The 15,519-nt window shown below is 65.5% G+C and carries 13 protein-coding genes; 6 read left to right on the forward strand and 7 right to left on the reverse strand.

All coding sequences use genetic code 11. From position 1 onward, the window contains the following. Window positions 1–284: 284 nt before the first annotated feature. Window positions 285–1,655, reverse strand: a complete 1,371-nt coding sequence (locus U8330_RS06745; RefSeq protein ID WP_416236906.1) for a L,D-transpeptidase family protein — start codon at window positions 1,653–1,655, stop codon at window positions 285–287. Between the two features lie 273 nt (window positions 1,656–1,928). Here U8330_RS06745 and U8330_RS06750 point away from each other — a divergent pair, with 273 nt between their 5' ends. Then, window positions 1,929–2,789 carry a DUF4432 family protein gene (locus U8330_RS06750; protein WP_323104397.1) on the forward strand — a complete coding sequence of 287 codons (861 nt, stop codon included), beginning with the start codon at window positions 1,929–1,931 and terminating at the stop codon, window positions 2,787–2,789. 103 nt (window positions 2,790–2,892) lie between these two features. Further along, window positions 2,893–3,231 carry a TIGR01244 family sulfur transferase gene (locus U8330_RS06755; protein ID WP_323107213.1) on the forward strand — a complete coding sequence of 113 codons (339 nt, stop codon included), beginning with the start codon at window positions 2,893–2,895 and terminating at the stop codon, window positions 3,229–3,231. 4 nt (window positions 3,232–3,235) lie between these two features. Here the strand turns inward: U8330_RS06755 and U8330_RS06760 are convergent, their stop codons facing one another. Further along, complete coding sequence (locus U8330_RS06760; RefSeq protein ID WP_323104398.1) at window positions 3,236–4,201, reverse strand: alpha/beta hydrolase; 966 nt, start codon at window positions 4,199–4,201, stop codon at window positions 3,236–3,238. A gap of 153 nt (window positions 4,202–4,354) precedes the next feature. Between U8330_RS06760 and U8330_RS06765 the strand changes: the two genes are divergently transcribed. The 4 genes from U8330_RS06765 (at window position 4,355) to metF (ending at window position 9,380) form a co-directional block, all read left to right on the forward strand. Next, the gene (locus U8330_RS06765; RefSeq protein WP_323104399.1) at window positions 4,355–5,125 is read left to right on the forward strand and encodes a ribonuclease; all 771 of its coding nucleotides are present in this window, start codon (window positions 4,355–4,357) and stop codon (window positions 5,123–5,125) included. A 166-nt stretch (window positions 5,126–5,291) separates the two neighbouring features. After that, entirely contained in the window at window positions 5,292–6,941 is a 1,650-nt protein-coding gene (gene ettA / locus U8330_RS06770; RefSeq protein ID WP_323104400.1) for an energy-dependent translational throttle protein EttA, read from the forward strand. Window positions 6,942–7,437: 496 nt separating this feature from the next. Further along, window positions 7,438–8,460, forward strand: coding sequence for a metalloregulator ArsR/SmtB family transcription factor (locus U8330_RS06775; RefSeq protein WP_323104402.1), 1,023 nt, complete (start codon window positions 7,438–7,440; stop codon window positions 8,458–8,460). Then, window positions 8,460–9,380 carry a methylenetetrahydrofolate reductase [NAD(P)H] gene (gene metF, locus U8330_RS06780; protein WP_323104403.1) on the forward strand — a complete coding sequence of 307 codons (921 nt, stop codon included), beginning with the start codon at window positions 8,460–8,462 and terminating at the stop codon, window positions 9,378–9,380. The genes U8330_RS06775 and metF overlap by 1 nt, the downstream gene beginning before the upstream one ends. Window positions 9,381–9,876: 496 nt before the next feature. On the opposite strand, the gene U8330_RS06785 is transcribed toward metF, so the two are convergent. From U8330_RS06785 to U8330_RS06805, 5 genes are all read right to left on the reverse strand, one after another. After that, the gene (locus tag U8330_RS06785) at window positions 9,877–10,812 is read right to left on the reverse strand and encodes a DMT family transporter (protein ID WP_323104404.1); all 936 of its coding nucleotides are present in this window, start codon (window positions 10,810–10,812) and stop codon (window positions 9,877–9,879) included. A 98-nt stretch (window positions 10,813–10,910) separates the two neighbouring features. After that, complete coding sequence (locus tag U8330_RS06790; protein ID WP_323104406.1) at window positions 10,911–12,149, reverse strand: lytic murein transglycosylase; 1,239 nt, start codon at window positions 12,147–12,149, stop codon at window positions 10,911–10,913. Window positions 12,150–12,291: 142 nt separating this feature from the next. After that, window positions 12,292–13,092 (reverse strand): GH25 family lysozyme, encoded by an 801-nt coding sequence (locus U8330_RS06795; protein WP_323104407.1) that lies wholly within the window; start codon window positions 13,090–13,092, stop codon window positions 12,292–12,294. A gap of 215 nt (window positions 13,093–13,307) precedes the next feature. Further along, the gene (locus tag U8330_RS06800) at window positions 13,308–13,967 is read right to left on the reverse strand and encodes a class I SAM-dependent methyltransferase (RefSeq protein WP_323104409.1); all 660 of its coding nucleotides are present in this window, start codon (window positions 13,965–13,967) and stop codon (window positions 13,308–13,310) included. Further along, complete coding sequence (locus tag U8330_RS06805; protein ID WP_323104410.1) at window positions 13,964–15,229, reverse strand: DUF3419 family protein; 1,266 nt, start codon at window positions 15,227–15,229, stop codon at window positions 13,964–13,966. The genes U8330_RS06800 and U8330_RS06805 overlap by 4 nt, the downstream gene beginning before the upstream one ends. Window positions 15,230–15,519 lie beyond the last annotated feature (290 nt).

Genomic DNA, 15,519 nt, shown 5'->3' on the forward strand with positions numbered 1-15,519 from the left:
GAGGGGGCAGGCCGGGCATGCGTCGATCGCGGACCGGCAAGCCGGTCCGCGATCGTTTCGGCCAATGCCGAATGCGCATGCAGTAAGGATAGAGCAACCGTCGGGATGCGGTTGCTTAGCTGCGGAGACAAAACGGGTTCAATACGGAGCGGTGCCGGCGAAATACGGGGTCGACCGGCGGGCACCTTGCTTTAGAGATTCATTATGACTGTTTTAAGGCGGAACAGTCGTGGCATCTCCGTAATTTTCTTCTCACGGAGATGTGTCCGATTCTGACCAGCCAGCTAGTCGATAAACTCGACGACCGTGCCGACGCTGACCATCTTCGCAAGCTCCGTGGCGTCCCAATTGGTCAGGCGCACGCAACCATGGCTCTGGGTCTTGCCGATCTTGGAAGGATCCGGCGTACCATGGATGCCATAGGTTGGCTTTGACAGAGCGATCCAGACCGTGCCGACCGGCCCGTTCGGCCCCGGCTGCAGGGTGAGCACCTTGTCATTGTTGCCCTGCTTGAAATTGATCTTCGGATTGTAGGTATAGCCGGGGTTGAGCGCGATGCGATCGACCTGCACCGTGCCCGACGGCGAGGGGGTGTCGGAAGAGCCGATCGTCGCGGGATAGGCGGCGATCAGCGCGCCGCTTTCGTCATAGGCGAAAACCTGCTTTCGCGCCTTGTCGGCCAGGATCTTGGTCACCTTGCCGGTCTTCGGCACGCCGGTGTTGATGACCTTCACGATGGTGCCGGGAATGGAGAAATCGACGCCCGGATTCATCTCGCGCAGATAGGCCTCGTCCATGTGGAATTTCTCGCCCAGCATCTCCGGCACCGAGGTGTAGGAGAGATGCGGCAGCTCCGCCTTGTGGGCGTAATCTTCCGGAATGGAGGCGACATAGGGGCCGGCCGCATCGGCCGATGTGATCGTGTAGGTCGTGAAGGGCAAGCCGCCGTTCAGGCGCAGGCGCTCGAGAATATCCTCGGTATTGTTCGGATCCAGCGTTTCGCCGGTCGCCTGCTGCCAGGCCTCGATCGCCTTGGTCACGTTGGAGCCGGTCTTGCCGTCGATGACGCCGGGCGAAAAGCCTTCGCGATCGAGGAAAACCTGCAGCGCGGTGATCTCGGCGCTCGACTTGCGGGTGATGGCGGCGGCCCGGGGCAGCTGCAGGCGCGGCTCGGCTGCGGGCTCGCCCGGCGGCAGCGCGGCCAGATCGTTCTCGTCGCGCGGCAACCCGTCTGCCGGCGGCAGGCCATCGGCGGGCGGCAGGCCATCGCTGAAGCCGTCTTGCGGCAGGCCCGAGGGCAGATCGCTGCGCTCGACGCCCGGCGGGACGACGCTGCGGAACCCGGGGTCCGCGCCATAGCCAGTGGACGGATCGCGGTAGTCGCGAACGGCGCCCGTTCTGCCATTGTCGAAACCATCGGTCGCAAATCCGTCATTGCCCGGTGCGTACGGGTCGCGGCTCGCGGCGCGGCGTCGGTCGCTCGTCACCGTTCCGATCACCTGGCCCCAATCATCCACCAGCACGGTGCGGCCGCGGCGGTCGCGCATCACCCGCACGCTGCCGTCATCCGGAATATAGTCCAGCACTTCGCCCTGTGGGGTCACCACGACGGCATCGGGCGCGAGGCGATAGGATGTCTGCGCACGCGCCGGCACGGTGCTGCCGAGCACGGCCACGGAGATCAGACCGGCAGCCAGGAGCGGAGAGAGACAGCGGTGTAAGGCGATGATCACGGCAAAACCTGTTGACGGGCGGGGACGCGCGAGCGCTACAAGCGGAATTCGACGGTAATATGGAAAGACTGAATTCATCGTAAAGACTTCGCTAACCACAGCGCGAGGAGAAGAGGGCTGGTAGCGCCTCCTCGCGTGCGGAGAATTTGTGAGGCAGAACAAGGGCCTCGGTGGAGGCCGCGGGAGGCGGACGGCATGCGACTTGATCTTCAGCCAGGCGGAGGCCACCTCCGGCTCGATCGAACCTCCGCGCTCGACCTCGCCGCCTTCGTGGTCGGAGGCGTCGATCTTTCGCCGGGCTCGGCTATTCCGTCGGATGGCGATCCGCGCATCGATCATGCGCTTCAGGGCTTCTTTTTCACCTGTGGCCCGGAGCATATCCGCCATCCCGAGCCAGCCGGGGATGGCCAGGCCCACTACCCGTTGCACGGGTCGATGGCCGGAACGGCGGTGCCGCCGTCCGCCTGCCGCGCGGAGCCGGGCGCGGTCGAGGCGCGCTTTGAGGTTCCGCTCGCCGATGGCGGAACGGCGGAGATCGAGCGGCGCTGGTCCGTTGGGGCGGATGGCTGGGTCGCGCTGTCCGACCGTGTGACGAATGTCGGGCCCGCGCCCTTTTCGCCCATGTGCATGTATCACATCAATCTTGCGGGGCGGCTGCTTGGCGAAGACACCGTCGTCGCGGGCTTGATGCTGCCCGGCGGCATGCTGCCCTGGCGCTTCGGAGCGGGGGAAAGCGCCCATGTCTGCCTGCCGGCGGCCGGATCGTCGTCGGCGGGCGAGGCGCGCATCCTGCTGGGCCCGATCCCTGGGCTCAAGCGCCGCATGCTCGAAGTGCGCTATCCGACCGACACGCTGCCTTTCTTTCAGATGTGGCGCTGCCAGCGCGACGGCGCGGATGTCCTAAGCCTGGAGCCGGTCTCGCACCGCATCGCCAAGCGGCCGGCGCTTGAGGCGGCGGGGGAGCTGCCGCTTCTGCAACCGGGCGGGTCGATCGCCTATCGCCTGGCGTTGCGGATCATCGATGAGGCCCCCCACGGCGGAACGGCCGCCGGTTGACGGGTCGGGCGGGGGCAGCCTACATCAAAGGGGACGAAGGGCCCGGGCTTCACGGACCGTTGATTGCGGCGCGCGGGCGATGGGCGAACAGGAGATGAGCATGATGGATATCCGCACGATCGACGAGAGCTATTCGGTGACCGGTCAGATCACGCCGGACAACCTTGAGCAGATCAAGGCCATGGGCTTCAAGTCCATCGTCTGCCACAGGCCGGACCAGGAGGCTGCCGACCAGCCGCGTTTCGCGGAGATCGAGGCGCGGGCCAGGGAGCTCGGCCTCGAAACCAAGCATATCCCGGTCGGCCCTGCCGGGGTCACGGCGGATGCCGTGCACGCTATGGTCGATGCGCTCGACACCTTCGAGCGGCCGATGCTCGGCTATTGCCGGTCCGGCGCGCGCTCCACCGCGGTCTACGAACAGACCCGGCATATCCGCGGCTGAGCTTTCAGCTCGCCGGTTGCGCCCGCCCGGCAGCCCTCCCGGCCGTTTGTTCGGCCACCCGGCGCGCCCAGGCGGCGAAGGCCGCGATGGCCGCCTCGCGGCCATGGTCGTTCAGCGTTTCGTGGCGCGCCTGCGGATCGATGCGCAGCGTCACGTCCTTGAGCCCGGCGCTGCGCATCTGCGTGGCCAGGCGCTCGACGGCCGAGCCCTTGGCCGTTGCCGGGTCCTGCCCGCCGCCGGCAAGGTGGATCGGCAGGTCACTTTCGAGCCGCTTCAGCCTGTCGATTGCCGCGCCGGCATAGGCCAGCCGAAAGAGCGCCTGCCAGAGGCCGACACTGGCGGCGAAGCCGCAGAGCGGATCGGCCTGATAGGCGGCCACGACGTCGGGATCATGCGAGAGCCAGTCGAAGGGCGTCTGTGCGCCGGGAATGGCCTTTCCCCAGGCCTCGAACGTCAGGACCGGCAGCAGGGCACTCGGCACATCCGATCCCTTGCGCATGCGCTCCAGCGCCAGGAGGCCCTGCGCAACCCGCCCCGCTGCCCCTGGGAACAGGTTGCTGTTCCAGACGGCCAGGCCATCATAGAAAGCAGGGGACCGGATGGCGGCATTGAGCGCGATCAGCCCGCCCATGGAATGGCCGAACAACAGCACCGGGAGGCCGGGTTCCGCATCGACCGCCTTTTTCCGCAGCGCTTCCAGATCGTCGAACACCGCGTCGACCGAACCGAAACTGCCAAGCGGCGCGTCCGGCGCCTGCGTTCGCCCATGGCCGCGATGGTCGAGCGCGTGCACCGAGAAGCCATGCCCGGCCATGGCCGCGGCAAAGGCGCCATAACGTCCCGAATGCTCGCCGAGGCCATGGCTGACGAGGAGGATCCCTCGCGCCGCGCCATCTGCCGGGTAATGACGGACCGATAGATGCGCGCCGGTCGGGCTCAGCTGGATGGTCGGGGCGTAGGGGATCGTCATGGCGCGGCCTGGCTGGTGGAGGGGCCAGCATAGCCCAACGGTAAGCTGCTTGCATCATCTGCATGAATTTTAGGAAGGCACGATAATCGGCTTGATTTGTTCATGGTTCTATCGTGTATTAGACATGATTTGTTCTCGCTATGGAGCGTTTTCATGCCTCGGATCTCTTTGCATCTCGCCCGCCGGCTGTTTGGACTTTCGGCTCTGCTGGGTCTCTTCCTGTTCTGCATGCCGGGCACGGTCTTCCTCGCGGCGCAGGCGAGGCCGGTTTCGGCCAAGCCGGCCTTCGTTCTCGGCCTCGGCTGGCAGCCTGCCTATTGCGAGAAGAAGGCGAAGCGGCCGGAATGCAGCGGATCGGCGGTGGCGCCGCAGTTCTCGCTGCAGGGGCTGTGGGTGCCGGGCCAGCGCTTCTGCCATGTGGAAGAAACGGCACGCGCCCGGGACAAAGCGCGCGATTGGCTGGGTCTGCCCGCCGTGGCGCTGCCGGCTGACCTGAACGCGCGGCTCAAAGCCGCCATGCCCGGCACGGTCTCCGGCCTCGACCGCCATGTCTGGCTGATGAATGGCAGCTGCCAGACGCGCACGGCCGAGGCCTATTTCGCGCTGCAGCTGCGCCTGCTCGACGAAGTGAACGGCTCGGCCGTCGGGCGGCTCTTCAAGGCGCGTCTCGGCCAAGGCGTGGATCGCGCGGCCGTCGTCGCCGCGTTTACCGAGAGCTTCGGGGAAGACAGCGCGCTTCGCGTTAAGATGCGCTGCCGCAAGATCGGCGACCGCATGCTGGTCACGGGCCTGACCCTCGGCCTCGGCGCGACGCCGGATCAGGCAGGTTTGAAGGAGGCGATGGCAGGGGCGCCGGTGACGCGCTTCGGCTGCGAGAGCGGCATCGTCGATCAGCCGGGCAGCAGCACGGCGAAGACGGAGTGACCTCTGCGGCTGCCATTGTCCGGTGGGCGCGTGCCGCAGCGCGTGGCCCCCGCGACAATGCCTGATCCGAGGCTTCCGGCGCGCAGGCTCGGTGGCCGCATTGCTCCGCGGGCGCAATTCGCCTACATAGCGGCCACATCCATCCCCGCGGGAGCTTCCATCGACCATGGCGCGTCAATTCATCTATCACATGGCCGGACTGAACAAGTCCTACGGCACCAAGAAGGTGCTCGAGAACGTCCACCTGTCCTTCTACCCCGATGCCAAGATCGGCATTCTCGGCCCGAACGGGGCCGGTAAGTCGACGGTTCTGAAGATCATGGCCGGACTCGACAAGGAGTTCACCGGCGAAGCCTGGGTCGCCGAAGGCGCGACCATCGGCTACCTGGCCCAGGAGCCGCAGCTCGACGAAACCAAGAGCGTGCTCGACAATGTGATGGAAGGCGTCGCTTCGAAGAAGGCGATCCTCGACCGCTACAACGACCTGATGATGAATTATTCCGACGAGACGGCGGATGAGGGGGCAAAGCTCCAGGACATCATCGACAGCCAGAACCTCTGGGACCTCGACAGCCAGGTGGAAATGGCGATGGACGCGCTGCGCTGCCCGCCGGGCGATGCCGACGTGACCGCGCTTTCGGGCGGTGAAAAGCGCCGTGTCGCGCTCTGCCGCCTGCTGCTGTCGCAGCCCGATCTGCTGCTGCTCGACGAACCGACCAACCATCTCGACGCCGAAACCATCGCCTGGCTCGAAAAGCACCTGCGCGAATATCCGGGCGCCGTGCTGATGATCACCCACGACCGCTACTTCCTCGACAACGTGACCGGCTGGATCCTCGAGCTCGACCGCGGCCGCAGCATTCCCTATGAAGGCAACTACTCCGCTTATCTCCAGGCGAAGGCCAAGCGCATGCAGCAGGAGGGTCGCGAGGAAGCCTCCCGCCAGAAGGCGCTGTCGCGCGAGCAGGAGTGGATCGCCTCCAGCCCCAAGGCACGCCAGGCCAAGTCGAAGGCGCGTATCCGCGCCTATGATGAACTGGTGCAGGCAGCGGCCGATCGCCGGCCCGGCGATGCACAGATCGTCATCCCGGTCGGCGAGCGTCTTGGCAATACGGTCATCGACATCGAAGGCGTATCCAAGAGCTATGGCGATCGCCTGCTGATCGACAATCTGAGCTTCAAGCTGCCGCCGGGCGGCATCGTTGGCGTCATCGGCCCGAACGGCGCCGGCAAGACGACGCTCTTCCGCATGATCACCGGCCAGGAGACGCCGGATGCCGGCGCGGTCACCATCGGCGAGACCGTCGATCTCGGCTATGTCGACCAGAGCCGTGATGCGCTGGACGGCAACAAGACCGTCTGGGAAGAGATTTCCGGCGGCAATGAGGTCATCAAGCTCGGCAAGCACGAGATGAACTCGCGGGCCTATTGCGGCGCCTTCAACTTCAAGGGCGGCGACCAGCAGCAGAAGGTCGGCACCCTTTCGGGCGGCCAGCGCAACCGCGTGCACCTCGCCAAGATGCTGAAGGCCGGTGGCAACGTCATCCTGCTCGACGAACCGACCAACGATCTGGATACCGAAACCCTGTCGGCGCTCGAGGACGCTCTCGAAAACTTCGCCGGCTGCGCCGTCATCATCAGCCACGATCGCATGTTCCTCGACCGCCTGGCCACCCACATCCTCGCTTTCGAAGGCGATAGCCATGTGGAATGGTTCGAAGGCAATTTCGAGGACTACGAAAAGGACAAGATCCGCCGCCTCGGCCCGGATTCGGTCAACCCGAAGCGGGTAACCTACAAGCGTCTGACGCGCTGAACACATCTGGCTGCGGCGGTTGGTCCGCCGCAGCCTATTCATGGCGGGCCTCCGCCGCGGCAAAGGGACGTGTTCGGTCCGAAACAGGCGGGCCTTCGCACGGGGCGGCCCCCTTCCGCCTGCCGGCATCTCCCTTGCTAAGGGGTCGACTGTAGCGCGCGCTCTGCCACAAGAGCGGCGAAGAGCGGGTGGTACGGATTTCGCATGTCGTGACGGTCCGGAACTGCGCGTGGCCATGAGAACCGCGCGACGTGTGTCGGCGGGAGCCCGGCAGTTCCGTAGATCTTCGAAGACGGGCGATGCGGTGTCTCGGGTCTTCGGTGGTGTATCCGCCCCCTGTCTCTGCGGTCTCGCCACCGTGCCTTCATGTGGTCCACGCTCCCTTCGCCGGCACCCGCATCCGCCGTGCGTCTCCTTCTGCCGCTGCTCCCGCAATAGGTCTTGCGCTTCACCCTGAAATCACATAAACATATCTTTATGTGTTGATGAGGACGTCATGGCGGATCAGGGTTTGCGGTTGGATGAGGCGGTGGAGGTGTTGAAGGCGGCGGGGGAACCCACGCGTCTGCGGCTTCTTCTCCTTCTTTCGGCCGGCGATCTGACCGTTACCGATCTGACCGAGATCCTCGGCCAGTCGCAGCCGCGCATTTCCCGGCATTTGAAGCTGCTCGGCGAAGCCGGGCTGATCGATCGCTATCAGGAAGGCGCCTGGGCCTATTTCCGGCTGCGCGGGCAGGGCGGAAATATAGCGCTGGTGCGCGCGGTCCTGTCCGCGGCCGATGGCAGCGATCCGGTTCTCGAGCGCGACCACGGGCGCCTGAAGGCGTTGAAGCAGGCGCGCTCGGAGCGCGCACAGGATTATTTCGCCCGCAATGCCGCTGAATGGGACGCGCTGCGCCGGCTGCATGTCGGCGAGCAGGAGGTGGAGGAGGCGCTGCTTGCGGCCCTCGGCTCCGCCCCGGTCTCGCGCCTTCTCGATCTCGGCACCGGAACGGGCCGCATGCTGCAGCTGCTCGACGGGCTTTATGACGAGGCGACCGGCGTCGATGCCAGCCGCGACATGCTGGCGGTGGCCCGCGCCAATCTCGACCGCGCCGGCGTGTCGCGTGCCGGCGTCCGCCTCGGCGATATTTTCAATCTGCCCCTCGAAGCGGCGAGCTTCGATCTGGTGACGATCCATCAGGTCCTGCACTTCTTGCAGGAGCCTGAGGCGGCGGTGCAGGAGGCATCGCGGCTGCTGGCGACCGGCGGCCGGCTGGCCATCGTCGATCTCGCCCCCCACGCGGTCGAGGATTTGCGCGACGAGCATGCCCATCTGCGGCTCGGCTTCTCGCATGCGCAGATGCAAGCCTGGCTGGACCAGGCAGGCCTCAGCCTGACGCGCGTCGTCGATCTGACACCGAGCACGGCCGCCGACCGGCCGCTCACCGTCACGATCTGGATCGCCATCAAGGGCGAGGCCGTGGCCGCGCCGTCCGCCGATCTCTCCGCCCGTCCGCTTGCCGCAGGAGCCCGCTGATGTCCGACCGCACCCTTTACCCGGCCGAGCGCGGCGACCTGCGCCTGTCCTTCGAATATTTCCCGCCGAAGAACGAGGAGATGGAGCGGCAGCTGTTCGACACAGCGCGGTCGCTCGATGTCTTCGCGCCCGGCTTCGTCAGCGTCACCTATGGCGCCGGTGGCTCCACCAAGTCCCGCTCGCTCACCACGGTCAAGCGGTTGATCGAAGAGTGCGACATGCCCGGCACGGCGGCCCATCTCACCTGCGTCGGCGCCAGCCGCGCCGAGGTGGACCAGGTCATCGAGGAGTTTGCCAAAGCCGGCGTGCGCCATTTCGTGGCGCTGCGCGGCGATCCGCCGGGCGGCATCGGTGCGTCCTATTCGCCCTTTCCCGGTGGCTATGAAAATGCGGCCGCGCTGGTGGCCGGCCTGGCGCGCCGCGGCCGGTTCGAAATCTCGGTCTCCGCCTATCCGGAAAAGCACCCGGAAAGCAGCACGGTCGATGCCGATATCGACATGCTGAAGCGCAAGGTCGACAATGGCGCCACGCGGGCGCTGACCCAGTTCTTCTTCGACAATGACGATTTCGAGCGCTATCTCGAGCGGGTGCGCGCTGCGGGGATCACCATTCCCATCGTGCCGGGCATCCTGCCCATCAACAATTTCGCGCAGGTCACCAAGTTCGCCGGCCTCTGCGGCGCGCGCGTGCCGGAGGTGCTGGCGACCCGCCTTGCCCATCTCGACGACAAGCCGGAGGAACGGTTCAAGGAGGCGACGCATATCGCCGCCGAACAGATCGCTGATCTCGCCCGCCGTGGCATCCGCGATTTCCACCTTTATACGATGAACCGCGCGCCGCTCATTTCGGCCGTGTGCGATCTCGTCGGCTTTCCGCATCGTGCGGCCGCAGATGGGATGCCGCAGGGCGCCGCCGCCTGATCGCTCGCCGGTCCCGCGGTCTGCCTGTCTCGTCTGTGGACATGAAAAAGCCTCCGAGGGTTCACTCGGAGGCTTGATCGACGTCCGTCCCTCTCGAGGGTTCCGGCGCTCAAAAAGTCTGAAGGTCCCGTCGGCCATTCTTGTTCAGGGCCGTTCGGTCTGCTCTCCCTCTCCTCAAATGAAGAGCATCATCGCAACGAAAGCGAAGGCTGCACCTACCATGACGACATTCAGCGAACGCGTGATACCCATGTCCGGCCCTCCTGGCGTTAACGATTGAAACATAGGTTGAAAATGCCACAGTGCAAAGGGAATCTTGTGCTGCAGCGCGGTCATCGGCCGCAGGAAGGTCGTTGTCCACAGCCTTTACCCACTGTTTTTTAACAAAGTCTAGTAAATTCATGGCGTCTTAAGATTTCTTGTCGCGGGGCGATGCTCTGCCCTCATTCCGCCCGCTTGTGCAGTGCGGCCGCCGCATTTTTCCGGTCGGTCGTGATCACCGTCGAAAAGCCTTAACCATACGACCGTCGAGCACGAGGAGGCCGGTCAGGATCAGCGCCATGCCGAGCAGCTGATTGGCGCCCAATGCTTCGTTTAGGAACAGAACTCCGAAAAGAATCGCGCTCGGCGGCACGAGCAGCGTCACGAGCGAGGTGTTGGTGCCGCCCGCCCGCGCCATGATTCGGAAGAAGAGAATATAGCCGTAGGCGGTGGAAACGAGGGCCAGCGCCAGGATGGCGAGGATGGTGCCGAGCGGCGGAACGGGCAAGGCCCAAGGCTCGTCCACCAGAAGCATCACCGGCAGCATGATGAGCGACGAGGCCGTCAGCTGGCCGGCGGCCGTCACCCCCGGCGCCAGGTGCCGGAAGCGCCGACCATAGATGGCCGACGCGCCATAGCTCATGGCTGCGCCGATCGGCAGGATCAGGGCCCAGAGCGGGATTTCGTGGTCGCCGCTGGCGAGATGGGAGAGGGCGCTCGGTCCGATCAGTGCCACCGTCCCGGCCAGCCCCAGCACCGCGCCGGCGATCTTGGCCGGCGTCATCCGCTCGTCGCTGGTGAAGACATGGGCAAAGAGCACCGTCCAGATCGGCGTCGTCGCGTTGAGGATCGAGGCGAGACCCGCGCCGATCTCCGTCTGCCCGAGAAAGATCAGGCTGTGCGGCACTGCATTGTTGATAAGGCCCAGGAGCAGGAACCGCCCCGCATTGTCGCGAAGCGCCGGATAGAGACCGTGCCGGGCGCGAAGGACGAGGTGCAGGGCGAGCGCCGCGATCGAAAGCCGCAGAAACACCAGCGTGAAGGCCGGCACATGCGCCACCGCGATGCGGCCGAAGAAGAAGGACGCGCCCCAGATCAACCCGAGGAGAACCAGGAGCCCCCAGGTCAGAAGGCTCATGCGCTGTTCGGCAAGGGGGGCGGCGGCGCGCATCGGCAACTCCTACGGCTTGGCGTGTACCTTCCTTACCGAGGCCCGAACCGAGCGGCCACCCGGAAACCATCCGGATGGCCGTTTCCCGGCCGGTCGTCTCAGAGCTTGTCGAGAACCGCCTGTGTTGCCCAGCCATCGGCCGGCAGGCCCAGGCGCTGCTGTTCCTTTTGCAGGGCTGCGCGGGTACCGGCGCCGAGAATGCCGTCGATCTTGCCGACGTCGTGGCCGAGTTCATCCAGTCGCGTCTGCAGCCGCTTCATCGGCTCGTCGCTCAGGCCCGGCTCCGGGTTGCCGGGGTTATACGCAGGTGCGCCGGCCAGCCGCGTGGCGAAATAGGCTGCGGAGGTGGTGTAGATGAAGGACTGGTTCCATTCGAGATAGATGTTGAAGTTCGGATAGGTCATGAAGGCGACCCCCTTGCGCCCCTGCGGAACGACCACGGAGGCCGGCAGGCTGGCAAACTGCCTGTTGCCGTCGCGGGGCTCCACGCCGAGCGCGAACCAGTCGCCCGCCGTCATCCCCTCCTGAAGCCCGGTCTTCTCCCAGGGGAGGTTTTCCGGCAGGCGCACTTCCTGGATCCAGGGCTGGCCGGCGGTGAAGCCGAGGCTCTTGATGAACTTCGCGGCGGTGAGGATGGCGTCCGGGGCGCTGGTCTTCAGCGTCACATGGCCGTCGCCATCGCCGTCGACCCCTTGGGCGATGATGTCCTCGGGCAGCATCTGCACCTGGCCGATCTCGCCGGCCCAGGCGCCGGTGGTGGTGGCGGGGTCGAGGTCGCCATGCTGCACCATCTCGATCGCGGCGATCAGCTGCGGGCGAAACATTTCCGGCCGGCGGCAATCATGGGCCAGCGTCACCAGCGCGTTGCGCGTGTTGAAATCGCCCTGTACGGCGCCGAAATCGGTTTCCATGGCCCAGAAGGCGGTGATCACCGGTGCCGGAACACCGAACTCCTGTTCGGCGCGAGCAAAGACCGCCTCATACTCCTTCATCTTCTTCGCGCCGATCGAAAGGCGGGCCTTGCTCACCGTGCGGGTGGAAAACTCCATGAAGGTCTGGCGGAAGACGCCCTGGGCGCGGTCGCGCGAAAGCACCTTCTCGTCGATCTGGGCGCCGGCAAGCGCCTTGTCGATCGCTGCCGCCGGGATGCCCCTGGCGCTCGCTTCGGCCCGCACACCGTCGAGAAAGGCCGAAAGATCACCGCCGCAGGGTGCAGCAGGAACGCCGGCGGGCGCACCGGCCGGGGCCGCGCCATCCGTGCCTTGCGCTGCGGCCGTTGCGCTCATCAGCGTGAGCAGACCGAGGGAGTAGAGCAGGCGCCGGGGTGCGGAGGTCATGACGGGTCCTTGTGCAATCGAGGAAAGGCCGCGCGGGGCCGCGGCCGGGAGAAATGTCGCGTTCCATGCCAATGGGGCAAATTGAAGAAGGTCGGGCCGGCACGCGACAGAAGGCGACCGCGGGCTGGGCCTGAACGCTGCCTTAGTTGCTTGCGATTTCCTTGGGTTGCGAAACGGCCTTCACCCATTTGCGCCAGTTCTTCTCCGAACCGGCAAAGACATTGATGTCGGTGTTGCCCTTCACGCCCGGCACCTGGCCGGTGCTGGTATATTGCCAGAAGGCCCAGCGGCGGTTCTCGTAGATCTCGGTCGGGTGCTTGGCGACCGAGCGCACCCAGAAGTGATAGTCGTTGAACTGTCCCACCAGATTATCGCGGTGGAAATCGACCGACGTGTAGATGATCGGGCGCTTGCCGTAATAGGCTTCCAGCCGGTCCATGAAGCGCTTCATCTCGCTCTGGACGGTGAGCGGCGAGGGGCGGTAGCGGCAGGTCTTGGATTCGCCGTTCCATTCCACGTCCAGCACAGGCGGCAGATAGACCGCGCTCTTCGGCACATTGGCGATGAACCAATCGGCCTGCTCGTCGGCCGAGGAGCAGAAGTAGTAGAAGTGATAGGGGGCGTAGGGCAGGCCGGCGGCGCGAGCACGCTGCCAGAATTCCGGGAATTTCGTATCCACCACGTCCTTGCCTTCGGTGGCCTTGATGAAGGCGAAGGAGACGCCGGAGGCCTTGACGCGCTCCCAGTCGACATCGCCCTGCCATTTGGACACGTCGATGCCGTGGATGCTGTGGTGATGCGGCGTGCGCGCGCCGAAGTCCTGCGGGTCCTTGTCGGCAAAGCGGGGCGGGATCGACGCGGTGTTCACCAGGTCATAATCCGTCGACGTGCAGCCCCCCAGAAGCGAAACAAGCGGAAGTAGGGCCAGAAGCAGCCGGCGCATGGGGTCTCCGATGCCAATCGATTGGTCGATCTGCCTCACCCGTGACTGCCCATACGTGCCGACCCCCCGGAGGCGTGAACCCCATCTTCATCCTATCATCGTAAAAATTGGGTTAGTTTCAAGCGCAATCGCACGCTTACGCGACTGCCAACCCATCACGAAGATGTCGATCTTTGTGAACGCGCAAGCCTGCGCGAGGCAGGCGCGACCTCTGCTCAAGGGCGCCGGCAGGTGACGAGCCAGGCATAGCCGCCGCCGATGGTGCGCGTCTCGGTCCACATGCCGCGAAGCGCCGCCTTGCGTCGCACGATCTCCATCAGCTGCGCGCGCGGCGTCACATGGAAGCGTGCCAGCCAGGCGAAGATCAGCCGGCGTAGGGGGGATGGCAGGCTCTCGGATTGGCCGAAATCGGCAATGGCCAGCACGCCGCCGGGCGCGAGCGCGTCGAGCGCCCTGTCTACCGCACTCTCCCAGTCCGGGATCATCGACAGCGCATAGGAGATGACGACGCGGTCGAAGCCGCTTTCGCCGAACTCGACCGCGGTAAACGCTGTCGCATCCGCCTGACGCAGAACGGCGCGGCCTTTCCGTCGCCGGTTGAGCGTTCGTTCCGCCGAGGCCAGCATCTCGCTCGATATGTCGAGACCGAAGAGCCGCGCTTCCGGATAGCGGCGGCCGATCAGGGCCAGGTTGCGACCCGTACCGCAGCCGACCTCCAGCACGCGACCGCCGGCAGGCACGCGGAGCTCGGCGATCAGCCGGTCGCGGCCGAACAGGTAGTATTTGCGTGTCAGATCGTAGATGTGCCGCTGATGGCGGTACATCGCATCCATCAGCCGTTGATGCTCCTGGCTCTGGACGTGCGAATTGCTCATGGCTGCAGCCTGTAGAGATGGAAGCCGCCATAGATGGCCGAGCGGTCGCGGGCGTGAAGGGCCTGCGAGCGTTCGGCGTCATAGGACCAGCGGGATAGAAGATCCGGAGAGAGGCGGCCGGTGAGGATGCTCTCCTCCGCCGCAGTGCGGAAGATGACGATGGCGCCGGGGGCGGCGGTGCGGGTGATTTCCCGCCAGAGCGCGTCGAGCTGTTCTGGCCGCATCCAGTCCTGCGCATCCAGCAGCACGAAGCGATCCACCGAACCCTCGGCCTTGCGGGCGAGGAGATCGGTAAAGCTCGTGTGGTGGACGTGAACCCGGCCCGCCTCGGCGCGGATCGCAGCGTAGCGATCGGCCTGCAGATAGGTCGGCAGGCAGCCTTCGCCGGGCGTGGCATAGCGGCGGCCGAAGGCCTGCCAGGCGAAGTAATTCTCCTTGAGCGGGAAGTGACAGCAGAGCTTTTCCAGGCGCTGGCGAAGAACCGGAGCGATGGAGCGGCGGTCGCTGAGGCTCGCCAGCTCGTCGAACTGCTGCGGCGGGATGCCGAGGCCGAAGAGCGAGCTTTTCCGGCTGGTCAGCCAGCGGATCAGCGGCTTGTCGAAAAGGGGCGCCACCCGCGCCTCAAAGAAATGCCGCTGCTCGCGCAGGGAGCGGGTTTTCACGAAGTCGCGCGGATCGAGCCCGTGCAGCCGGGCGATCGCATGGCTAAGCCCGATGAAGCGGCCGAGAAGGCCGGTGCGGTAGATGTTGTCGGTGAAGACGGAGATGCGGCGGCGGCCGTTGAGCTGGCGGCTCTCCCAGTAGCGCCGCGTGTTTTCGTCGAGATGCGGGGCGACGAAGCGGTCATAGGCCGCGACGTTGCTGGACATGCCGGGCTCTGCCAGGAACCGCACCACATCCGCATGGGAGGGCAGGTGGCCGAAGAGCGCCAGCTTCAGCCGATTGAGCGCCACATGATGGCGATTGAGATCGACGACGTCGATCCGCTCTGGCCGTGCGGAGAGATAGGCGAGCATGTTGCAGCCGCCCGAGCCGATGGTGACGATGTGGTGCTCGGCCTTCAGCGCCATCGCCTCCATGTCCACCTCGGGGTCCTCCCAGATCTGCGGGTAGACGAGGCCGGAGAACAGGAGGCCGAAGAGGCGTTCGGACAGGCCGGCGGCCGAGAGCGGTTCATGTTGCAGCAGTGCCTGTTTCAACGCCGCGTTGCCCCGGCGCATGCCGGCCTGCGGGGCCAAGTCCGAAAGGGGAAGATCTGTCATCAGAGGAGCCGCCCGTTGGAGATGAGCGGCTTTTAAGACATGGGCGCAACAGTTTCGTGACGCTGCCTGTGGGATGGGCGGCCCGCGTTAAGGTTGCGTTAGGGCTCATGGCGAAGCCACCTCACTCTTCATCTCTCGTTAAACCGCTCTCCCTATTTTACCGGAAGGTTACAAACAAGCCGGCATGAGTCGCCGGCTGCCTTCTGCTGGCGGAATGACCATGATGCTGAGCCGACCAAATGCCGTGCTTCTGCTGGGCGCTACGGCGCTCGCAGCCTTCGCCGTTTGCG

The organism is Rhizobium sp. CC-YZS058 (assembly GCF_034720595.1).
GTDB lineage: Bacteria > Pseudomonadota > Alphaproteobacteria > Rhizobiales > Rhizobiaceae > Ferranicluibacter.